Here is a 20,442-nt window from a genome sequence, read left to right as displayed (position 1 = left end):
GGGCTATGCGGCGACGGGATGGCCGTGGGCGAGGGCCAGGTGGTCGCCTGGCCAGTCGCGGCGCAGCCAGCGGTCGTGGGAGGCGATGACGACCGCGCCCAGTGCCGTTTCCAGGGCCGCGAACAGCTCTTCGGCCAGGGTCAGCGAGATGTGGTTCGTCGGCTCGTCGAGCAGGAGCACGTCCGGCGGGTCGGCGAGCAGGATCGCCAGCGCCAGCCGCCGCCGCTGGCCGACCGACAGCGCACCCACCGGCTGCCGCAGATCCCGTGACGCCAGCAGGCCGAGCCCGCTCAGCGGGGGTGCGTCCTCGCCGAGCGCGTCCCGGTAGACCCGGGCCGCGTTGCGTTCCGGCTCGGCGAACACCACGTCCTGCTCCAGCAGCCCGACCCGCACGCCGTGTCCGAAGTGGACCGTTCCGGCCGCGGGGGCGAGCCGTCCGGCCAGTACCGAGAGCAGCGTCGACTTGCCGGCGCCGTTCCCGCCGGTGACGAGCAGCCGGGCCGAGCCGTCGACGTCGAGCCGGGGCAGCCGCAGGCGTCCGGGGACTTCGAGTGAGCGCACCGAGATCGCCGGGCCGTTGCCGGTCGCCCGGCCGGTGAGCTCCGCCTTGAACCGCAACGGTGCCGGTGGTTTGCGCACCTGGTCGCGCTCCAGGTGCTCCAGGCGCTGCTCGGCGTCGCGGACCCGCCGCGAGATCGTCTTCTGGACGCGGGCGCCCTTGAAGTGGTGGATGAACTTGTCGTTGTCGCGAGGCCCGCGGCCGGAGGCGACGTTCCGCGCCGTGACCGCGGCGGTTTCCCGCAGCTCCTTCAGTTCTTCCTGCTCGTCGGCGTAACGCTGTTCCCAGCGTGCCCGCTCGGCCTTCTTGTGGCCGAGGTAATCGGTGTAACTGCCGCCGTAGCGGACCGCGCCGCCGGCCTGGCGGTCGGCCGCCGCCGGGTCGAGGTCGACGATGTCGGTGCAGACGGCGTCGAGGAACACCCGGTCGTGCGAGGACAGCACCACGATCCCGGTCAGTTCGGTGAGGTGGCGTTCCAGGAACTCCATCGCCGAGTCGTCGAGGTGGTTGGTCGGCTCGTCGAGCAGGAGCGTCTGCGGCTGCCGGATCAGCAGCGCGGCCAGGCCGAGCCGGGAGCGCTGGCCGCCCGACAGCGTGCCGAGCCGCCGGTCCGGTTCGACGCCGCCGAGACCGAGCCCGTCGCAGACGAGCTTCGCGCGTCGGTCGGCGTCCCAGAGGTCGTGGGCCTGGGCCCACTCCAGCACCCGGCCGTACTCCTCGAGCACGTCCGCGTCGTCGGGCCGGTCGGTCATGGCCGCGGTCAGCTCGTCGAGCCGGGTCGTGGCGGCCCGGATCTCGGCGAGCGCGTCGTCGAGCACGGTGGCGAAGGTGGCGTCCATCGGATGGGGCAGTTCCTGCAGCAGGAACCCGACGTCCGGGCCGCGCAGCACCTCGCCGGAGCGAGGCTCTTCCAGCCCGGCCAGCAGGCGCAGCAGGGTGGACTTGCCGGTGCCGTTCTCGCCGACCAGGCCGAGCCGCTGCCCGGCCGACGCGGTCAGCGAGACGCCGTCGAGGACGACGCGGGTGCCGTAGCCGAAGACGACGTCCTTGGCCTGCAAGGGAAAAAGGGTGGACATGTGCGATCACCGAGCCCTGGGGGAAGAAAGCGGAAATCCCGCCGGGCGTCGTGGCCGCCGGGAGCGTCAGGCTCGACCGGGGGCCGCCTCGGAAGCGGGATGGGCGCGGTTCAGTTCCTCATAGTGGAGCCAGGTTAACGCAACAACCGTAGAGTTAGTCAACCGTTATGACCTGGGTCACGTCCGGGAGGTCGGCCGTCGACCGTTCGGCTGCCGCGGTCCCGTCGGTGAGGAACTCCAGCAGGGCCGTCAGCTGACGACGGTCGAACCGGGCGAGGCGCTCGCCGACGAACCGGGCCATCGGCGCGTACAGCTCGGCGAGTTCGGCCATCCGGTCGGGCAGTGGCCGCACGACCAGCCGGCGGCGGTCCGCGGGATCGGGGGCGCGCTCGGCGAGCCGGTGCCGGGCCATCCGGTCGAGCAGCCGGGTGAACGCGCCCGTGCTCATCCCGAGCAGCCGGGCGAGTTCCGACGGGGAGTCGCTGACGCCGCCGTGGAGCAGGTGCAGGCAGTGCAGCTCGGTCGGGGTGACACCCATCCGTTCGGCGACCGCCGCGTGGAAGAGCGCGGTCGAACCCACGAAGCGGGGGAGGGCGAGGGCGGCGGCGGTGGCGAGTTCGCGCTGGTCGGGCAACGTCCATCCAAGGTCGGGTCACGACGCGGTCACTGCTCCGCGCAGTCACTGCCCCGCAAACGATAGCGGAGCCGCTTGACAAATCCGCAGGCGGGATCAACTCTGAAAGAGCACTTTCGAAACACTTCTTTCAGATTGGACCACCGATGGCCGGGCTGCCGCCGCGCAAGCGGATCGAAGACGTCGAGCTGCTGCGGGCACTGGCGCACCCGCTGCGGTCGGCGCTGCTGAACCACCTGACCGCCGTCGGCCCGCGGACCGCGAGCGAGTGCGCCGAGGCCGTCGGCTCGACCGCGTCCAACTGCAGCTGGCACCTGCGCCAGCTCGCCCAGTACGGCCTGGTCGAGCGAGCCGACGCCGAGGACGGCCGGGAACGCCCGTGGCGCGCCCGGCAGGTCGGCCTGGAGCTGGGGGACCTGGCCGACGACCCGGCACACCGGGCCGCCCAGCTGGGCGTGGTCGGCGCGACCCTGACCCACGAGCAGGAGCTGACCCAGCGGTACCTGGACTCCCTCGACGACCTCGACCCGGCCTGGCGCGCCGCGACCGGGCTGTCGACCTACGCCCTGCGCGTCACCCCGGCGGAGCTGACCCGGCTGACCGAAGCGATCGACGCGCTGGTCCGCCCGTACATCGGCGCCATCCGGACCGACGCCCCGGCCGGCGCGCGGCCGGTGCACGTCGGCCTGCGGGCGTTCCCGCGCATCGAACACTCGGGGAAGGCGGAGGAATGAGGCAGCTGCTGGGGGTTCCGGCGTTCGCGCGGCTGTGGGTGGCCGCGTTCTTCGGCGAGACGGCCGAGTGGATGCTGCAGGTGGCGTTGCCGCTCCACGTCTTCCAGCGGACGGGCTCCGCCGCCACGACGGCGCTGAGCATCGTGCTCGGCCTGCTGCCCGCGGTGCTGCTGAGCCCGGTGGCCGGGGTCGTCGCCGACCGGTGGAACCGCCGCGCGGTGCTGTTCGGCGTCTGCGCCGGGCTCGCCGTCGTGGCGCTGCCGCTGCTGGCCGAGCCCGGCGTCACCGTGGTGTACGCGGTGATGGCCGCCCAGGCGGCGCTGGCGTCGGTGTTCGAACCCGCGCGCAACGCGCTCGTGCCGGAGCTCGTCGGCGTCGCGGACGTGACCGCGGCGAACGGCCTGATGAGCGTGAACGGCAGCGTCGCCCGGCTGGCCGGCGGCTGGGCGGGCGGTGCCCTGCTCGGCTTCGGCGGGCTCGCCGACGTCGTCCTCGGCTACCTGGCCGTCCTCGTGGTGGCGGCGGCCCTGCTGGCCAAGCCGTTCCGCCGGGTCACCGCGCCGCCGGCGGCGCCCGCGCGGGAACCGGTGGTGCAGGCCTGGCTCGACGGTCTGCGCGAGCTGACCCGCAACCGGCGCCTGCGCCGCACCGGGCTCGCGCTGGTGTTCACGTCGTTGGCGCAGGGCATGTTCTTGGTGCTCTTCGTGGTCTACGTCCTGGACGTGCTGGGCGGCAGCGAAGCCGACGCCGGCCTGCTGCGGGGCGTGCAGGCCCTCGGCGGGCTGGCGGCCGGGTTCGCCTTGGCCACCGTGGCGCGGCGGGTCGCGCCGGCCGCGCTGCTCGGCTGGGGCGCCCTCGCGCTCGGCCTGGTGTCGGCGGTGATCTGGAACCTCGCGCCGGTCACGACGGCGCTGGGCGTGTACGTCGGGCTGTTCGTCGTGGCCGGTGCGCCGGGCGTGGTCGTCGGCGCCGGGGTGCTGTCGGAGATCCAGCACGCGGTCGCGCCCGAGCGCGCCGGGCGGGTGCTGAGCACGACGTTCGCCGCCGTGGCCACCTGCACGACGGCCGGCGCGCTGCTGGCGGGCACGCTCGTCGCGACGACCGGGCCCGCCGTGCTGCTGAACGTCCAGGCCGGCGGCTACGTCCTCGCCGGGGTGCTGATGCTGCTGCCGCGCCGCGGGTGCACCCGGCAGTTGGTGTGGAGGTACCGGGCGGCCCCGTCGGCGAAGTCGTAGATCGCGACCGTCTGGGTGTCTTCCAGCGGATCGGCCGAGGGCATCAGGAAGTGCGTCGGGCTCACCGGCAGCAGTTCGTACCTCAGCCGCGCCGGCTTTCCCAGGAACTCCGCCTGCATCGGGTCGAGGTCCAGCGTCAGGAACAGGGCCCCGCCGTCGGCGGACACCTCGTACCGGGTGCCCGGCCGCTCGTACACGCCCTCGTACCTCGGCAGGTCGAGCTTCAGGGCCGGATCCGGCTTTGGCAGCTCCGGTACGGTGCCCAGGATCTCGCGGAACACCTCGCGCGCGAAGCTTTCCCGCGGGCCGCCGTTCGTCAGCACGACGACGGCGGTGTTCGAGTCCGGCAGGATCCGCAGCCGGGCGTTCTGGCCGATCGTGCTGCCGTCCGTGGCATAGACGGTCTCGCCGGACCAGTCGCAGACGATCAGGCCGAGCGCCCACTCCGGCCCGAACATGTACGGGTCCGGGACCGGAACCCGTGACCGCATCATCTCCCGGACGCTCGCCGCCGACACGATCCGCCTGCCGTCCGGCGCCGTTCCGGCGTTCAGCAGGACGTGCGCCATCGTGAGCACGTCGCGGACCGTCGAGGTGATGCCGCCGCCGGCGCCGAACGCCCTCGGCAAGTAGTCGATCGGCGTGACGAAGGGACCTTCGGCCGGGGAGCGGATCAGGTGCCCGGTCGCGGCGCGGGTCTCGTCCACCCGCTCGGGGCGGCTGTTCGTGCCGGTCAGGCCCAGGGGAGTGAAGAGCCGGTCCCGCAGGACGTCGTCCCAGCGCTTGCCGTCGAGCACCTCCACGACCCGCGCGAGGATCGCGTAACCGAGCGCCGCGCTGTAGCCGTGGGTGTGGCCCAGCGGGAAGACCTGCGGCGCGCCGGCGATGTTTTCGACCATGCGCTCGTGGATGTCGTCGTCTTCGCCGGGGTCGCCGAAGGCTTCTTCGATGCCGTTGGTGTGGTTGAGCAGGTGCCGGGCGGTGACCTTCGCGGTCGTCTCCGGATCGGCCACCGAGAACTCCGGCAGGTAGGTCCGGATCGGCTCGTCCAGGTCCGCTTTGCCCTCGTCGGCCAGTTGCAGGAAGGCCAGTGCGGTCCACGTCTTCGTCATGGAGCCGCACTGGTAGACCGTGTCCGTGGTCGCCGGTTCGGCGGTCTCGACGTTCTTGACGCCGACCGCGAACTCGGTGATTTCGCCGTCGCGGAGCACGCCGATCGCGGCGCTCGGGATGCCGTACCCGGTCAGCAGGGCCGCCACCCGGTCCCGGATTGTCATCGGGCGAGCCCGACCGCGTTCGTGGCCTCGGCCCTGGTGCCGTCCTTGCTCGCGACCGCCAGCGAGACGGCCAGCACGTGTGTCTTCTCTTTCCTCATGCGGAAAAGCTACGTTGCGTTTGCAGTTCGGTCACCGAGGATGAGACCATAATGCCTGGTAGACCGGCAAAAAATTGCAACAGCGCTGATGACGAACGCAACGAGCCGTTGCACTGCACTGTCGATGAACGCACAGGGAGGAGGGTCCGGTGCCCGGAGGCAGGCTGACCCTCGACGACCGCCGCCGCATCGCGAGCTGGCTCGCCGACGGGCTCGGGTTCGCCGAGATCGGACGGCGGCTCGGCCGTCCGACGTCCACGATCAGCCGGGAGGTGGCCCGCAACAGCACGTCCGGCGAATACCGGCCCGGCCTCGCGCAGGAATCCACCGTCCGGCGGGCCCGCCGCCGCAGGCCGCCCCGGCCGGGTGCGCCGCCCGGGCAGCCCGCCGGGGTGGTGCGCGGGTTCGTCGACGAGTTCGCGGCCCTGCTGGCCGCCACCGGGCTGCCCCGGATGACCGCCCGCGTGTTCGTCTGCCTGCTCACCGCCGGCGACGACGGGCTGACCGCGGCCGAGCTGGTGGGGTTGCTGCAGGTCAGCCCGGCTTCGGTGTCCAAGTCCATCGGCGCCCTCGAAGCCATGGAGCTGGTCGGGCGACGGCCGGACCCGGGCGGGCGCCGAGAGCGCTACACGATCGACGACGACGTCTGGCTGCGCGCGTGGCAGGCCGATACCGGGGCCCACGGCCGGATCGCGGCCGTCGCGCAGCGGGGCATCGGGATCTTCGGGCCGGACACGACCGCCGGCACCCGGCTGGCGAGCATGGGCCGGTTCTTCGGACGGCTCAGCGAGCAGATGGGCGGCAGCACCCTGGCGGAGGCCGCCGGGTACGACGCACTGACCGTGGTCGCCGCCCTGGTGCACGCCGGCCGGCCGGTGACCCCGGACGGGCTGGCCGCCGCCCTCGGCTGGTCCCGCGACCGGGCGGTGGCGGCCCTCGACGCGATCCGGCGCCGTCCGGCCATCGCCGACCCCCTGGAACTGCACGAAACCGGCTCCGGGACGGTCACGCTCACGGCGAGACCGGACCGCCTGAGCCCGGTCCAGCGGGAAGCGATCCGCAGGTTTCGCGAAGCTTCCCCGGCCGCGGTGGCTACGGTGGAGGGGTGCCGCACCTCTTCGCCACCAGCGACCTCCACGTGACCCACGAGGGCAACGGCCCGATCCTCGACTCGGTCGTCCCGGAAACCCCCGAAGACTGGCTGCTCGTCGCCGGCGACGTCGCCGAGCTCGCCGAAGCCACCATCGGGACGTTGAAGACCCTGCGCAGCCGGTTCGCGAAGGTCGTCTGGGTGCCGGGCAACCACGAGCTGTGGACCACGAAGAACGACCCCTGCCAGCTGCGGGGCCAGGCCCGCTACGAGTACCTCGTCGAGCAGTGCCGCGAGATCGGCGTCCTGACGCCGGAGGACGAGTTCCCGGTCTGGCGGCACGGCCCGCGGCCGCTGACGATCGCGCCGCTGTTCCTGCTCTACGACTACAGCTGGCGGACCCCGGACGCGGCGGGCAAGCCCCTGGAGGAGGCCCTGCGCCAGGCCCGCGAGGCCGGCGTGGTCTGCACGGACGAGTACTTCCTGCACCCGGACCCGTACCCCAGCCGGCAGGCGTGGTGCGCGGACCGGCTGAAGGTCAGCACCGAACGCCTCGACGCGATTCCCGGGGACCACGGGACGATCCTGATGTCGCACTGGCCGCTGCACCGGCACCCGACGGCGCCGCTGTACTGGCCGGAGTTCGCGCTGTGGTGCGGCACGACGAAGACCGAGGACTGGCACGTCCGCTACCGCGCGGAGGTCGCCGTCTACGGTCACCTGCACATCCCGCGCAGCACCGAGGCCGACGGCGTCCGGTTCGAAGAGGTCTCGCTGGGTTACCCGCGCGAGTGGCGGAAGCGGGCCCGGGGCGCGGTGCCGATGCGCCGGATCCTGTGGCCGTCATGATCCTCCGCGCCGCCGCTCCCTGAGCGCGCGGACCCGGCCGCGGCTGGCGCAGGCGGGGGCGGGACACCACCGCCGCCGGCCGCCCGGGTCGGCGAAGACACCCCGGCAGTCCTGCTCGGGGCACGCCCGCAGGTCCGCTCGCAGTGGCCCGGTGAGCCAGTCCGCGGCTTGGTGCGCCAGCCGGCCGAGCGCGTCGGCGGCGGTCGCGGGCGCGCTGCGGTGCAGCCGGTCGAGCGCGGCGAGGTGGACCGGCTCGGCCTTGAGGAAGGGCGTCAGCGAGCTCGCCTGGCCGGCTCTCGGCGGAGTCCCGTCGATCACGCCCAGTGCGAGTTCGCGGAGGGCCTCGCGGAGCTCGTGGGCCGTGCGCAGGTCGGCGTCCGTGACCGGGGCGAGCGGCGTCAGCTCGACCCGGGCGAGCCATTCGCTCAGCCGCGCGGGCGTCGGGATCCGCTCGACCGGCTGGGCCCCGAAGTGGCGGCCGCGCGTGGCGAGCAGGTTCAGCCAGGGTGCGCCCATGTCGAGGCGGAAGTCTTCGGACACCTCGCCATCGTAACGGTTGAGCCGTTACACTCGCGGTCGTGACTGGGGAACCCAAGGTCCGCACGGTGCTGGGCGACATCGATCCGGCCGAACTGGGCGTGACGAACTCGCACGACCACCTCTTCTTCGCCTCGAAACAGCTGCCGGGCCAGGAGCTCGACGACCCGGCCGACGCCGCCGAAGTACTCCTCGACTTCAAGGTGCGGGGCGGGGCGGCGCTCGTCCAGTGGACGCCGTACGGCCTGACCCGGCGGACCCGCGAGCTGGCCTCGATCTCGCAGCGGCTCGGCGTGCACGTGGTCGCGGCCGCCGGCCTGCACCGCGCGGAGCACTACGCTCCGGCGGTCCTCGGCCACGTCGTCGACAACCTCGCGCGGGAGTTCGTCGCCGACCTGACCGAGGGAACCCAGCCCGCCGACCTGCCCGGCGAGCCGCGGACCGGCCCGCGCGCCGGGCTGGTCAAGGTGGCCGGCGCCTTCCACACGATCGACTCCCACGCCCGGCTGACGATGACCGCCGCCGCGGTCGCCCACCAGGAGACCGGCGCGCCGATCGCCGTGCACCTCGAACTCGGCACGGCGGGCCTGGAGACGGTCGAACTGCTCTGCGGCAAGCTGGACGTGCCCCCGCAGCAGGTGATCCTCGGGCACCTCAACCGCAACCCGGACCCGCGGATCCAGCGGGAGATCGCCGAGACCGGCGTGTTCCTCGGCTTCGACGGCCCGTCGCGGGCCAACCACGCCACCGACTGGCGGCTCTTCGACGGCCTCGAAGCGCTCGTCGAGGCCGGGCACGGCGGGCAGCTGCTCCTCGGCGGCGACACCACGACCGCCGCGGCCCGGTACCAGCCGGGCGCGTCCTACCTGCTCACCACGCTCGCGCCCCGGCTGACCGAGCAGCTCGGCGGCGACGTCGTCACGGCCATGCTGGTGGCGAACCCCGCACGGGCGTTCGCCACCAGCTGGCTCGCGTGACTCAGCGCAGGCCGAAGCCTTCCTGCCCGCCGCCACGACCGCGGCGGCGCAGGTAGCGCTCGAACTCGGCGGCGATCTTGTCGCCGCTGACGTCCTGCTCGGCGACCTCGCTCTGGGCGTCGCCGCGCTCTTCGAGGCTGCGGACGTACTCGCTGATCTCTTCGTCCTCGTCGGCCATCTCGCTGACCGTGCGCTGCCACTCCTCGGACTGCTCCGGCAGCGCGCCCAGGGGGATCTCGACGTCGAGGATGTCCTCCAGCTTGTGCAGCAGCGCCAGCGTGGCCTTCGGGGACGGCGGGTGCGACACGTAGTGCGGCACCGCGGCCCAGATCGACACGGCCGGGATGCCCGCTTGGACGCAGTAGTCCTGCAGGATGCCGACGATGCCGGTCGGACCCTGGTAGTTGTTCAGGTCGAGGCCGTACAGGGACGCGGTGTCCTTGTCGTACGCCGTCCCGGTGACCGGGACCGGGCGGGTGTGCGCGGTGTCGGCGAGCAGCGCCCCCAGCGTCACCACCGTCGCGACGTCGAGCTGCTGGATGTGCTCCAGCAGCTCCCCGCAGAACGCGCGCCAGCGCATGTTGGGCTCGGGGCCCTGGACGAGGACCACGTCACGGTCGAAGCCGTCGGGGCGGCACACCGACAGCCGCGTCGTCGGCCAGTCCACCCGGCGAGTGACGCCGTCCACCATCCGGACGGTCGGGCGGCTGACCTGGAAGTCGTAGTAGTCGTCGGGCTCCAGTTCCGCCAGTGGGGTGGCGTCCCAGTTCAGCTGCAGGTGCTCGACCGCCCGGCTGGCCGCGTCACCTGCGTCGTTCCAGCCTTCGAAGGCAACGACCATCAAAGGCCGGGTGGGTTCGGGGCGGCCGCCGGGCGGCCGCGGGGTCTCGTCGACGGGCTCACTCACCGGACCAGCCTACGACCACCGGCCTTAGGCTGTTCAGCATGTCCGAACGCCCGTCGTCGCCGTTCCTCGATGCCCTGCGCTCGCGCGTCCTGGTGGCCGACGGGGCGATGGGCACCGCACTGCAGGCCCACGACCTGAGCCTGGACGACTTCGGCGGTCTCGAGGGCTGCAACGAGATCCTCAACGTCACCCGGCCGGACGTGGTCCGCTCGGTGCACCGCGGGTACCTGGAAGCGGGCGCGGACGCGGTCGAAACCAACACTTTCGGGGCCAATTTCGCCAACTTCGCCGAGTACGACATCACCGAGCGGATCTTCGAGCTCGCCGAGGCCGGGGCGCGGCTGGCCCGCGAGACCGCCGACGAGTTCGCGACGCCCGACCGCCCGCGGTTCGTGCTCGGCTCTATCGGGCCCGGCACGAAGCTCCCGACGCTGGGACACGCGCCGTTCGCCACGCTGCGTGACGCCTACCGCGAGGAGGTCCGGGGTCTGCTGGCCGGCGGCGCCGACGCGGTGATCGTCGAAACCACCCAGGACATCCTCCAGACGAAGGCGTCGATCATCGGCGCCAAGCGGGCGATGGCCGCCGAAGGCAGGCAGGTGCCGATCCTCGCTTCGATCACGGTCGAAACCACCGGCACCATGCTGCTCGGGACCGAGGTCGGCGCGGCGCTGGCCGCGCTGGAGCCGCTCGGCATCGACGTCATCGGGCTCAACTGCGCCACCGGCCCGGCCGAGATGAGCGAGCACCTGCGGCAGCTGGCCAAGCACGCCAGGGTGCCGCTGTCGGTGATGCCCAACGCCGGCCTGCCGGAGCTCGGCCCGGACGGCGCCGTGTACCCACTCGGCCCGGAAGCGCTGGTCGAGGCGCTGACCGGGTTCGTGCGCGAGTTCGGCGTCGGCCTCGTCGGCGGCTGCTGCGGCACCACCGACGAGCACATCCGGCAGCTCGCCGCCGCGGTGGCGGACACCCCGCCGGTCCCGCGGCGGCCGCGGCCCGAGCCCGGCGTGTCGTCCCTGTACCAGGCGGTGCCGTTCAAGCAGGACGCCAGCGTGCTGATGGTCGGCGAGCGGACCAACGCCAACGGCTCGAAGGCCTTCCGCACCGCGATGCTGGAGGGCCGCTGGGACGACTGCGTCGAGATCGCCCGCGAGCAGACCCGCGACGGCGCCCACCTGCTCGACCTGTGCGTCGACTACGTCGGCCGCGACGGCACGGCGGACATGGCCGAGCTCGCCGGCCGCCTGGCCACGGCATCGACGTTGCCGATCATGCTCGACTCCACCGAGGTCCCGGTGCTGCGCGCCGGGCTGGAACGGCTCGGCGGCCGGTGCGCGGTCAACTCCGTCAACTACGAGGACGGCGACGGGCCCGAGTCCCGCTTCACCCAGGTCATGGAGCTGGTGCGCGAGTACGGCGCCGCCGTCGTCGCGCTGACCATCGACGAAGAAGGCCAGGCTCGCACCGCCGCGAAGAAGGCCGACATCGCGACGCGGCTGATCGAGGACATCACCGGGAACTGGGGCCTGCGGACCTCCGACGTCATCGTCGACGCGCTGACCTTCACCATCGCCACCGGCCAGGAGGAGTCGCGCCGCGACGGCATCGAGACGATCGAAGCCATCCGCGAGATCAAACGCCGCCACCCCGAGGTGCAGACCACGCTCGGCCTGTCGAACATCTCCTTCGGTCTCAACCCGGCCGCGCGGCAGGTGCTCAACTCGGTGTTCCTGCACGAGTGCGTCCAAGCCGGCCTCGACACCGCGATCGTGCACGCGTCCAAGATCGTGCCGATGGCCCGGATCCCGGACGACCAGCGCGCCGTGGCCCTCGACCTGATCCACGACCGCCGCCGCGAGGGCTACGACCCGCTGCAGGAGCTGATGGCCCTGTTCGAGGGCGTCAGCACGGCGTCGTCGAAGGCGTCGCGGGCCGAGGAGCTGGCCGCCCTGCCACTGTTCGAACGGCTGGAACGCCGGATCGTCGACGGCGAGCGCACCGGGCTGACCGACGACCTCGACGCCGCGCTGGAGCAGCGGCCCGCCCTGCAGATCATCAACGACACGCTGCTGTCGGGCATGAAAACCGTCGGCGAGTTGTTCGGGTCCGGGCAGATGCAGCTGCCGTTCGTGCTGCAGTCCGCCGAAGTGATGAAGGCGGCCGTCGCGCACCTGGAACCGCACATGGAGTCCGGCGACGACGCGGGCAAGGGCCGGATCGTGCTGGCCACCGTCCGAGGCGACGTGCACGACATCGGCAAGAACCTCGTCGACATCATCCTGTCCAACAATGGCTACGAGGTCGTCAACCTGGGCATCAAGCAGCCGATCACGACCATCCTGGACGCGGCCGGGGAGCACGGCGCCGACGCGATCGGGATGTCCGGGCTGCTGGTGAAGTCCACGGTGATCATGAAGGAGAACCTCCAGGAGATGAACTCCCGGGGTGTCTCGGCGCGCTGGCCGGTGCTGCTCGGCGGCGCCGCGCTGACCCGGTCCTATGTGGAAAACGACCTGAGCGAGCTGTACCTCGGCGACGTCCGGTACGCGCGGGACGCGTTCGAGGGCCTGCGGCTGATGGACGCGATCATGGCCGCCAAGCGCGGGGAATCGCCCCCGGTGGACGCCGACGCGGAGCAGAAGCGTCAGGAGCGCAAGGAACGCCGCGAACGCTCGCTGCGGATTGCCGAGGCGCGCAAAGCCCGCAAGGCCGACGAGGAGGCCCTCGGGGGACCGCTGCCCGCGCGCTCGGACGTCGCCACCGACGTGCCGCTGCCGTCCCCGCCGTTCTGGGGTTCGCGGGTGGTCAAGGGCGTCGCGCTCGCCGACTACGCCGCGATGCTCGACGAGCGCGCCACCTTCATGGGCCAGTGGGGGCTCAAGGGCGCCCGCGGCGGCAGCGGGCCGACGTACGACGAACTGGTCGAGTCCGAAGGCCGGCCGCGGCTGCGGTACTGGCTCGACCGGCTGACCGCGGACGGCGTCCTGGCCCACGCGGCCGTCGTCTACGGCTACTTCCCGTGCGTTGCCGAGGGCGACGACCTCGTCGTGCTCACCGAGCCGTCGCCCGGCGCACCGGAGCGGCTGCGCTTCACCTTCCCGCGGCAGCGCCGCGACCGGCGGCTCTGCCTGGCCGACTTCTACCGGCCCCGCGAGTCAGGCGAAGTGGACGTCGTGCCGTTCACCGTCGTCACGATGGGCCAGCCCATCGCCGATTACGCGAACGAGCTGTTCACCGCCGACGCCTACCGCGACTACCTCGAAGTCCACGGCCTCGGCGTCCAGCTGACCGAGGCGCTGGCCGAGTACTGGCACTGCCGCATCCGGCAGGAGCTCACCTTCCCCGGCGGTGTGGCGGTCGCCTCAGAGGACCCCGACGACGTCGAGGACTTCTTCAAGCTCGGCTACCGTGGAGCACGGTTCTCACTGGGCTACGGCGCCTGTCCCGATCTCGAGGACCGGGCGAAGATCGTCGCGCTGCTCGAGCCGGGCCGGATCGGCGTCAAGCTGTCCGAGGAGTACCAGCTGCACCCCGAGCAGTCGACCGACGCGATCGTCTGCCACCACCCCGAAGCCAAGTACTTCAACACCTGAGGGAGAATCCACTGTGGACGGACTCGACGCCGTGTTGTGGGACATGGACGGCACACTGGTCGATTCCGAGAAGCTGTGGGACGTCGCCCTCTACGAGACGACGGAGTGGCTCGGCGGCAAGCTCACCGAAGAACAGCGGATGACGCTCGTCGGGTCCAACATGGACGACACGTCGGCGTACCTGCTCGAGGTCGTCGGCCGTCCGGTCAATCCCGAGGCGATCGCGTCGACGGGTGCGGAGATCCGCCGCCGCACGGCCGGGTTGTTCGACGACGAGCTGCCGTGGCGCCCGGGTGCCCGCGAGGCGCTGATCGCGGTGCGCGAGGCGGGCGTGCGCTCGGCGCTGGTCACCTCGACCGAGCGCGTCCTGACCGAGCTGGCGCTGAACACGATCGGGCGGGACTTCTTCGACGTCACCGTGTGCGGCGACGAGGTCGAAGGCCTCAACAAGCCGCACCCGCGCCCGTACCTCAAGGCGGCCGAGCTGCTGGGCGTCTCGCCTGAGCGGTGCGTCGCGGTCGAGGACTCGCCGCCGGGCACGGCGTCGGCGGTCGCGGCGGGCTGCACGGTCCTGGTCGTCCCCAACGACGTCCCGGTCGACGCGGGGGAGCGGCGGGTGTTCCGCGACTCGCTCGTGGGCATCGACGTGCCCGGACTGGCGGCCCTGCTCGGCTGAGCACCACCATGTCGCATTTTCGCTAGCCCGAGTCGCCCGGGTCCGCGATGCTGAGGCGGTGCATGAGGACTTCGAGCGGTGCGTGCGGGCCGTGCAGGCGAAGGACGCCCGGTTCGACGGGTGGTTCTACACCGCCGTCCTGACGACGAAGATCTACTGCCGGCCCAGCTGCCCGGTGGTGCCGCCCAAGCCGCGGAACATGACCTTCCACCCGAGCGCCGCGGCCGCCCAGCAGGCCGGGTTCCGGGCCTGCAAGCGCTGCCGCCCGGACGCCAGCCCCGGCTCGCCGCTGTGGAACGAGCGCGCCGACCTGGTGGCGCGGGCGATGCGGCTGATCGCCGACGGCGTGGTCGACACCGAAGGCGTGAGCGGACTCGCCGCCCGGCTCGGCTACAGCGTCCGGCAGGTCGAACGGCAGGTCTTCGCCGAGCTCGGCGCCGGTCCGCTGGCCCTGGCGCGGGCCCAGCGCGCGCAGACCGCGCGGACCCTGATCGAGACGACCACCCTGCCGATGACCGAGCTCGCACTGGCCGCCGGGTTCGGCAGCATCCGGACGTTCAACGACACCGTCCGCGAGGTGTTCGCCCTCTCCCCGACGGAGCTGCGCAGCCGCGCGAAGGGCACGCCGCAGGCCGCGGCCGGGGCGCTCGTGCTGCGGCTGCCCTACCGGAAGCCGCTGTGCCCGGACAACCTCTTCGGGCACCTCGTGGCGACCGGCGTGCCGGGCGTGGAGGAGTGGCGGGACGGCGCCTACCGCCGGACGCTGCGGCTGCCGCACGGCCACGGCGTCGTCGCGCTCCGCCCGGAGGACGGCCACATCGCCTGCCGGCTCACCCTGGCCGACCTCCGGGACCTGCCCGCCGCCACCAGCCGGTGCCGCCGCCTGCTGGACCTCGACGCCGACCCGGTCGCCGTCGACGACCAGCTCGCCACGGACCCGCTGCTCGCGCCGCTGGTCGCCGCCGCGCCGGGCCGCCGCGTCCCGCACACGGTGGACGGCGCCGAGTTCGCCGTGCGGGCCGTGCTGGGGCAGCAGGTTTCGACGGCGGCGGCGCGGACCCACGCGGCCCGGCTCGTCGTCGCGCACGGCGAACCGGTCGACGACCCCGAAGGCGGCCTGTCCCACCTGTTCCCGTCGCCCGAGGCGCTGGCCTCCCTCGATCCGGAGACCCTGGCCATGCCGCGCAGCCGTCGCCGGACCCTGCTGGGACTGGTGGTGGCGTTGACGGCCGGGCTCGACCTCAGCGCGGGCAGCGACTGGGAGGCGGCCCGCGCCGCGCTGAGCGCGTTGCCCGGCTTCGGGCCGTGGACGGTCGAGAGCATCGCGATGCGCGCGCTGGGCGACCCGGACGCCTTCCTCCCCACCGACCTCGGTATCAAGTACGCGGCGGAGGCTCTCGGGCTCGGCGGTCAGGCCGCCGTCGTCGCCCGGTCCGCGGCGTGGCGTCCTTGGCGCGCCTACGCCACCCAGCACCTGTGGGCCACCGGTGACCACCCGATCAACCGGATGCCCGCCGCTTAGCTCTTCGAAAGGAAGTCCCATGCGTACCCATGCCGTCGTCGACAGCCCGTGCGGCCCGTTGACCCTGGTCGCCGAGGGTGCGGCGCTCTGCGGCCTCTACATGGTCGACCAGCGCCACCGCCCGGACGAGCTGACCTTCGGCTTGCACGACCCCGGCGCGGCCGTCTTCGACCGCGCCGAAACCGAGCTGAAGGAGTACTTCGCCGGGCAGCGGCACGAGTTCGAGGTGCCGCTGGCCTTCGCGGGCACGCCGTTCCAGCAGCTGGTCTGGGCGGAGCTGTGCAAGATCCCTTACGGCGCGACGATCTCCTACGGCCAGCTGGCCGACCGGCTCGGCAAGCCCGCGGCGTCGCGCGCGGTGGGGCTGGCCAACGGCAAGAACCCGATCAGCATCATCGTGCCGTGCCACCGGGTGGTCGGCTCCACCGGTTCGCTGACCGGCTACGGCGGCGGGCTCGAGCGCAAGCGCTACCTGCTCGACTTCGAGCAGGGGCCCTCTTCTGATCCCACGTCTTGGGAACCGGGTCCACCGTGGTGTGAGATCGGCGGCACCCGGGGCGGGGCGGGGCGGCGCGGCGGGGTCCGGGATGGAAGGATCGCGGACCGTGAAGACCTTCGATGAGCTGTTCGCGGAGCTTGCCGAGCGCGCGCGTACCCGTCCCGACGGCTCCGGCACCGTCGTCGCCCTCGACGCCGGGGTGCACGCCCAGGGCAAGAAGGTGCTGGAGGAAGCCGGCGAGGTGTGGATCGCCGCCGAGCACGAGTCCGACGAGCGCCTGGCGGAGGAGATCTCCCAGCTGCTGTACCGGGTGCAGGTGCTGATGCTCGGCCGCGGCCTGTCGACCGAGGACGTCTACCGCCACCTGTGACGGGTCGCTCGAAGAACGTCGCTTGACCACGAGGAGAGAAGCGAAATGCTGCGTGTTGCCGTGCCGAACAAGGGAGCCCTCGCCGCCGCGGCGACGGAGATGCTCGGCGAGGCGGGCTACCGCAAGCGGCATGAGCAGCGCGACCTGACCGTGCTCGACCCGGTGAACGAGGTCGAGTTCTTCTTCCTGCGGCCCAAGGACATCGCGATCTACGTCGGCTCCGGCGACCTCGACCTCGGCATCACCGGTCGCGACCTCGCGCTCGACTCCGGTGCCCCGGTCGAGGAGGTCCAGGCGCTCGGCTTCGGCGGCTCGACCTTCCGCTACGCCGCCCCGGCCGGCCGGGACTGGCAGCCGGCGGACCTGCACGGCAAGCGGCTGGCGACGTCGTACCCGCGGCTGGTCCGCGACGACCTCGCCCGCCACGGCGTCGAGGCCGAGGTGATCCGCCTCGACGGCGCGGTGGAGATCTCGATCCAGCTCGGCGTGGCGGACGCGATCGCGGACGTCGTCGAGTCGGGCCGGTCGCTGCGGCAGAACAACCTGGTGGCGTTCGGCGACCCGATCTGCGTGTCGGAAGCGGTGCTGCTGCAGCGGAAGGGCTCCGAGGAGAGCAAGCCGAAGACGCAGCTGGCCGCGCGCCTGCGCGGGGTCGTGTTCGCGCAGCAGTACCTGATGCTGGACTACGACTGCCCGCGGACACTGGTGGAGCGCGCGATCGCGATCACGCCGGGCCTGGAGTCGCCGACGGTGGCCCCGCTCGCGGACGACGACTGGGTGGCCGTGCGGGCGATGGTGTCGCGCAAGAAGGTCAACCTCGTCATGGACGAGCTGGCCGAGGTCGGCGCGAAGGCGATCCTGGCCTCCGACATCCGCTCCTGCCGCCTCTGACCGCCGGCCGCGGCCCCACCGCATGAAGTGAACGACTCGTTCGTGACGTCCCACGCCATGAACGAGTCGTTCATGGCGTTTACCGGGGGCGGTTCGGTTTCTTGGGCAGCAGGTCGTACAGGCCCTTGCGGACGCCGTTGTCGTTGACGTTGCGCGCCACCGCGACCTCGGAGATGAAGTCCTCGAAGACGAACTCCTCGTCGGCCGGGACCACCGCGGGCGCCTGGTTCTGCGCCAGGTGGCTGTCCAGCGTGCCCGCGATCTCGCGGAAGGACAGCGCCTGCAACGTCTCCGGCGCGTACGTCGTCACCGGGACGCCGTGCGCCGCCGCCTCGTTCATCACCACACCCAGCGGCAGGTGCGACAGCATCGGGATGCCGAAGTCGTACATCTCCTGCAGCGCCGCGGCCGCGTAGTGCGAGATCGGCCGCCGGTACAGGCTCGGCACCAGGCCGAACCACGACAGCGGCTGCCGACCGACTGTTTGCTCGACGTACCGGACCTGGTCGGACAGGAGCCGCAGCGCGCGGATGCTCGTCTTGTCCGGCTGGACCGGGACCAGGATGCCGTGCGACGCCGCCAGCGCGTTGTTCGTCAGCACGTCCAGCGCGGGCGGGCAGTCGATGACGCAGTGGTCGTAGTTGGCGAACTGGATGACCCGCGCGAGCTGCCAGCCGGGGACGCGGAACGAGTCGAGCCGCCGGATCAGGTCGAACATCCCCGGTGACGTCGGCACGACGTCGAGCGCGCCGCCGCGGCCGAGGTTGCTGCGCGGGTGCGGGACGACGAGTTCCTCGATCGGGCCCTTCCACGTCTTGGCCAGCGCCTTCGCCAGGCTCGGCTGGTCCGCGGGCACCTCGGACAGCCCGAGCATCTCGGTCGTCGCGTGGCCCTGCGGGTCGAGGTCGACCAGCAGCACCCGGCGGCCCCGCTCGGCCAGTGCGGCCGCGGTGCCGACGCTCAGTGAGGTCTTGCCGACCCCGCCTTTCTGGTTGACCACCGAGGTGATCTGCATGCCGGAGCGCTCCTCAAGTCGGTCGTTCCGCGAAGGTTATTGGATGCGGGCCCGTTGTGGGTGGCTATCCGCCCCCGGCCTGTCGCGGCCGGACCATCAGCGCCTGCGCGCCGGTGGCCACCGGGCCGCCGTCGTCGTGCAGGATGCTCGTCGCCGTGCCGATGCCGTGCTTGCCGACCAGCGTGACCGCGTCCAGGCCGATCCACTCGCCCTCCGGCGTCCGCCGCAGGTGCACGGTGAGCTCCGAGTTGATGAACCACCACTTCTGCGGGTCGAGGTAGTTCGAGACGCCGTTGGCGGAGTCGGCGACGGCGAACAGCCGCTGCAGGCCGCTCGGTTCTTCGCCGTCGACCAGCGGGACGCGCTGGCGGGCCCACACCGCCGCCGGGCCCGGTACGTCCATGCCGCCGCGCACCGCACGCCACTCCATCGCGTCGAGGTAGCCGCCCAGCCAGCCCTCCGGCCACGGCGACTCGGCGACGGTGCCCGGGCCGGGCAACAGCGGGCCGGCGTCGGTGCCGGCCTCCGCCGTGTCCGCCGTCGCGATGCGCCAGGCCGACGCCCGCGCCACGACGCGCTCGGCGCTCGCGAGTTCGGCCTGCAGCAGTTCGACCGACCGGCCGGGGCGCTCGATCCGGGCCCGCACGGTGAGCTCGGCGACCGGTGCCGGGCCGAGGATCTCGACGGTCACCCGTCCGAGTGCGGCCGGATGGGTGGTTTCGACGTTTTCGAGGGCCCGGACGAGCAACGCCGACGGCGGGCCGAAGTGCTGGGCCTCGGGGGTCCACGGCCCGGCCGTGTGCCCGGTGGCGGAGAACCGGTCGCCGCCGAGCGGGACGTAGAAGGCGTCGGCCATCAGTCGGCCCGGTCCAGCGGCGTCTCGTCGCCCGCGTCGGGCTCCGGCCAGCCGGGGTATTCGGGTGGGGTGCCGCCGTACTCGGGGCAGTGCGCCTGGTGGTCGCACCAGTTGCACAGCTTGCTCTTGTTCGCCCGGAAGTCGCCGGTCTTGCCGGCCTTGAGGATGGCCTGCCAGATGGCTTCCAGCGTGCGCTCGAAGCGCAGCAGCTCGGCTTCGTCGGGCGTGTAGGCGAGCGACTGGCCGTCGGTGAGGTACATCAGCTTCAGCTGGCGCGGCACGATCCCGCGCAGCCGCCACAGGACCACGGCGTAGAACTTCATCTGGAACATCGCCTTGGCCTCGCCGATCTCGCGCGGCGCGGCACCGGTTTTGTAGTCGACGACCCGGATTTCCCCGGTCGGCGCGACGTCGAGCCGGTCGATGTAGCCGCGGAGCAGGACGCCGGAGCCGAGTTCGATCTCGACGTGCAGCTCGCAGGCTTCGGGTTCGAGCCGCCGCGGGTCCTCCAGCTCGAAGTAGGCGTCGAGGAGCTTTTCCGCCGACCGGAGCCATTCCGCGTGGTCTTCGGGCTTCGCGCCGTCGAACAGCTCGGTCCACTCCGGACGGTCCGCGGACAGGTCCGTCCACGCCGGGCCGAGCAGCTCGCGCGCCCGCGGTGGAACGCGTTCGGCGGCAGGCAGGGCGAAGAGCCGTTCCAGGACGGAGTGGACGAGCGTGCCGCGCAGCTGGGCCCTGGTCGGGACCTCCGGCAGCCGGTCGACCGCGCGGAACCGGTAGAGCAGCGGGCACTGCTTGAAGTCACTGGCCCTCGACGGCGACAACGCGGGCCGCCGCCGCACCTCGGTGGCGACGGCGGAGGCTGGGGTGTCCATGGTGTCGGTGGTGACGGTGTCGGCGTCGGGCATGGGCAGAGCGTAACGCCGGGGTCCGACAGTTCCGGCGACCGCAACGCCCACCACGCCCACCCGCCCCCACCCAGCCATGGCCCCGAGCGCCCCAATGTGGCCTTCGGTGCGTTGAACGCACCCAAGGTGGCCTTCGGTG

The 20,442-nt window shown here is 72.4% G+C and carries 19 protein-coding genes; 11 read left to right on the top strand and 8 right to left on the bottom strand.

Annotation, left to right across the window (positions count from 1 at the left end; genetic code table 11):
* Positions 1 to 3: 3 nt before the first annotated feature.
* Both ACLJQE_RS08880 and ACLJQE_RS08875 read right to left on the bottom strand, forming a co-directional pair.
* Positions 4 to 1,635, bottom strand: coding sequence for an ABC-F family ATP-binding cassette domain-containing protein (locus ACLJQE_RS08880; RefSeq protein WP_410638658.1), 1,632 nt, complete (start codon positions 1,633 to 1,635; stop codon positions 4 to 6).
* 154 nt (positions 1,636 to 1,789) lie between these two features.
* Positions 1,790 to 2,269 carry a MarR family winged helix-turn-helix transcriptional regulator gene (locus ACLJQE_RS08875; protein ID WP_410638657.1) on the bottom strand — a complete coding sequence of 160 codons (480 nt, stop codon included), beginning with the start codon at positions 2,267 to 2,269 and terminating at the stop codon, positions 1,790 to 1,792.
* A gap of 146 nt (positions 2,270 to 2,415) precedes the next feature.
* On the opposite strand from ACLJQE_RS08875, the gene ACLJQE_RS08870 reads away from it, so the two are divergent.
* Complete coding sequence (locus ACLJQE_RS08870) at positions 2,416 to 3,003, top strand: ArsR/SmtB family transcription factor (protein WP_410638656.1); 588 nt, start codon at positions 2,416 to 2,418, stop codon at positions 3,001 to 3,003.
* Positions 3,000 to 4,238 carry an MFS transporter gene (locus ACLJQE_RS08865; RefSeq protein WP_410638655.1) on the top strand — a complete coding sequence of 413 codons (1,239 nt, stop codon included), beginning with the start codon at positions 3,000 to 3,002 and terminating at the stop codon, positions 4,236 to 4,238. The genes ACLJQE_RS08870 and ACLJQE_RS08865 overlap by 4 nt, the downstream gene beginning before the upstream one ends.
* On the opposite strand, the gene ACLJQE_RS08860 is transcribed toward ACLJQE_RS08865, so the two are convergent.
* On the bottom strand, positions 4,142 to 5,515 hold the full coding sequence (locus ACLJQE_RS08860) for a serine hydrolase (RefSeq protein WP_410638654.1): 1,374 nt from the start codon (positions 5,513 to 5,515) through the stop codon (positions 4,142 to 4,144). The genes ACLJQE_RS08865 and ACLJQE_RS08860 overlap by 97 nt on opposite strands.
* A gap of 247 nt (positions 5,516 to 5,762) precedes the next feature.
* Between ACLJQE_RS08860 and ACLJQE_RS08855 the strand changes: the two genes are divergently transcribed.
* Positions 5,763 to 6,755, top strand: a complete 993-nt coding sequence (locus ACLJQE_RS08855; RefSeq protein WP_410638653.1) for a helix-turn-helix domain-containing protein — start codon at positions 5,763 to 5,765, stop codon at positions 6,753 to 6,755.
* Entirely contained in the window at positions 6,719 to 7,552 is an 834-nt protein-coding gene (locus tag ACLJQE_RS08850; protein WP_410638652.1) for a metallophosphoesterase family protein, read from the top strand. Before ACLJQE_RS08855 ends, ACLJQE_RS08850 begins: the two co-directional genes overlap by 37 nt.
* Here the strand turns inward: ACLJQE_RS08850 and ACLJQE_RS08845 are convergent.
* Positions 7,547 to 8,092, bottom strand: a complete 546-nt coding sequence (locus tag ACLJQE_RS08845) for a CGNR zinc finger domain-containing protein (RefSeq protein WP_410638651.1) — start codon at positions 8,090 to 8,092, stop codon at positions 7,547 to 7,549. The genes ACLJQE_RS08850 and ACLJQE_RS08845 overlap by 6 nt on opposite strands.
* Positions 8,093 to 8,130: 38 nt before the next feature.
* On the opposite strand from ACLJQE_RS08845, the gene ACLJQE_RS08840 reads away from it, so the two are divergent.
* On the top strand, positions 8,131 to 9,066 hold the full coding sequence (locus ACLJQE_RS08840; RefSeq protein WP_410638650.1) for a phosphotriesterase: 936 nt from the start codon (positions 8,131 to 8,133) through the stop codon (positions 9,064 to 9,066).
* A 1-nt stretch (position 9,067) separates the two neighbouring features.
* Here ACLJQE_RS08840 and ACLJQE_RS08835 read toward each other — a convergent pair whose 3' ends face one another.
* Complete coding sequence (locus ACLJQE_RS08835; protein ID WP_410638649.1) at positions 9,068 to 9,973, bottom strand: PAC2 family protein; 906 nt, start codon at positions 9,971 to 9,973, stop codon at positions 9,068 to 9,070.
* Positions 9,974 to 10,011: 38 nt separating this feature from the next.
* On the opposite strand from ACLJQE_RS08835, the gene metH reads away from it, so the two are divergent.
* The 6 genes from metH to hisG are packed head-to-tail and all read left to right on the top strand — an operon-like array spanning position 10,012 to position 17,524.
* Positions 10,012 to 13,566 carry a methionine synthase gene (metH, locus tag ACLJQE_RS08830; RefSeq protein WP_410638648.1) on the top strand — a complete coding sequence of 1,185 codons (3,555 nt, stop codon included), beginning with the start codon at positions 10,012 to 10,014 and terminating at the stop codon, positions 13,564 to 13,566.
* Positions 13,567 to 13,609: 43 nt separating this feature from the next.
* Positions 13,610 to 14,242: an HAD family hydrolase gene (locus ACLJQE_RS08825; protein ID WP_410639161.1), complete on the top strand. Its 633-nt coding sequence runs from the start codon at positions 13,610 to 13,612 to the stop codon at positions 14,240 to 14,242.
* Positions 14,243 to 14,300: 58 nt separating this feature from the next.
* The gene (locus tag ACLJQE_RS08820; RefSeq protein WP_410638647.1) at positions 14,301 to 15,764 is read left to right on the top strand and encodes an AlkA N-terminal domain-containing protein; all 1,464 of its coding nucleotides are present in this window, start codon (positions 14,301 to 14,303) and stop codon (positions 15,762 to 15,764) included.
* Positions 15,765 to 15,783: 19 nt separating this feature from the next.
* The gene (locus ACLJQE_RS08815; protein ID WP_410638646.1) at positions 15,784 to 16,386 is read left to right on the top strand and encodes a methylated-DNA--[protein]-cysteine S-methyltransferase; all 603 of its coding nucleotides are present in this window, start codon (positions 15,784 to 15,786) and stop codon (positions 16,384 to 16,386) included.
* Positions 16,370 to 16,633, top strand: coding sequence for a phosphoribosyl-ATP diphosphatase (locus ACLJQE_RS08810; protein WP_410638645.1), 264 nt, complete (start codon positions 16,370 to 16,372; stop codon positions 16,631 to 16,633). Before ACLJQE_RS08815 ends, ACLJQE_RS08810 begins: the two co-directional genes overlap by 17 nt.
* 45 nt (positions 16,634 to 16,678) lie before the next feature.
* Positions 16,679 to 17,524, top strand: a complete 846-nt coding sequence (hisG, locus tag ACLJQE_RS08805; RefSeq protein WP_410638644.1) for an ATP phosphoribosyltransferase — start codon at positions 16,679 to 16,681, stop codon at positions 17,522 to 17,524.
* Positions 17,525 to 17,603: 79 nt separating this feature from the next.
* On the opposite strand, the gene ACLJQE_RS08800 is transcribed toward hisG, so the two are convergent.
* The 3 genes from ACLJQE_RS08800 to ACLJQE_RS08790 form a co-directional block, all read right to left on the bottom strand.
* Positions 17,604 to 18,539: a ParA family protein gene (locus ACLJQE_RS08800; protein ID WP_410638643.1), complete on the bottom strand. Its 936-nt coding sequence runs from the start codon at positions 18,537 to 18,539 to the stop codon at positions 17,604 to 17,606.
* Between the two features lie 64 nt (positions 18,540 to 18,603).
* On the bottom strand, positions 18,604 to 19,395 hold the full coding sequence (locus ACLJQE_RS08795) for a thioesterase family protein (RefSeq protein WP_410638642.1): 792 nt from the start codon (positions 19,393 to 19,395) through the stop codon (positions 18,604 to 18,606).
* Positions 19,395 to 20,303: a RecB family exonuclease gene (locus ACLJQE_RS08790; protein ID WP_410638641.1), complete on the bottom strand. Its 909-nt coding sequence runs from the start codon at positions 20,301 to 20,303 to the stop codon at positions 19,395 to 19,397. Before ACLJQE_RS08790 ends, ACLJQE_RS08795 begins: the two co-directional genes overlap by 1 nt.
* Between the last annotated feature and the right edge of the window lie 139 nt (positions 20,304 to 20,442).

The sequence above is a fragment of the Amycolatopsis sp. lyj-346 genome (genome assembly GCF_046548975.1).
Taxonomy (GTDB): Bacteria; Actinomycetota; Actinomycetes; order Mycobacteriales; family Pseudonocardiaceae; genus Amycolatopsis.
The sequence above is the reverse complement of the archived record's forward strand: the minus strand, read 5'-3'. Positions and strand labels throughout refer to the sequence as shown.

Excerpts from the sequence above, each read along its gene's own strand:
- ACLJQE_RS08815 (WP_410638646.1), top strand. The coding sequence starts at position 15,784 with ATGCGTACCCATGCCGTCGTCGACAGCCCGTGCGGCCCGTTGACCCTG.
- ACLJQE_RS08800 (WP_410638643.1), bottom strand. The coding sequence starts at position 18,539 with ATGCAGATCACCTCGGTGGTCAACCAGAAAGGCGGGGTCGGCAAGACC.
- ACLJQE_RS08795 (WP_410638642.1), bottom strand. The coding sequence starts at position 19,395 with ATGGCCGACGCCTTCTACGTCCCGCTCGGCGGCGACCGGTTCTCCGCC.
- ACLJQE_RS08865 (WP_410638655.1), top strand. The coding sequence starts at position 3,000 with ATGAGGCAGCTGCTGGGGGTTCCGGCGTTCGCGCGGCTGTGGGTGGCC.
- ACLJQE_RS08790 (WP_410638641.1), bottom strand. The coding sequence starts at position 20,303 with ATGCCCGACGCCGACACCGTCACCACCGACACCATGGACACCCCAGCC.
- ACLJQE_RS08860 (WP_410638654.1), bottom strand. The coding sequence starts at position 5,515 with ATGACAATCCGGGACCGGGTGGCGGCCCTGCTGACCGGGTACGGCATC.
- metH (WP_410638648.1), top strand. The coding sequence starts at position 10,012 with ATGTCCGAACGCCCGTCGTCGCCGTTCCTCGATGCCCTGCGCTCGCGC.
- ACLJQE_RS08880 (WP_410638658.1), bottom strand. The coding sequence starts at position 1,635 with ATGTCCACCCTTTTTCCCTTGCAGGCCAAGGACGTCGTCTTCGGCTAC.
- ACLJQE_RS08825 (WP_410639161.1), top strand. The coding sequence starts at position 13,610 with ATGGACGGCACACTGGTCGATTCCGAGAAGCTGTGGGACGTCGCCCTC.
- ACLJQE_RS08870 (WP_410638656.1), top strand. The coding sequence starts at position 2,416 with ATGGCCGGGCTGCCGCCGCGCAAGCGGATCGAAGACGTCGAGCTGCTG.
- hisG (WP_410638644.1), top strand. The coding sequence starts at position 16,679 with ATGCTGCGTGTTGCCGTGCCGAACAAGGGAGCCCTCGCCGCCGCGGCG.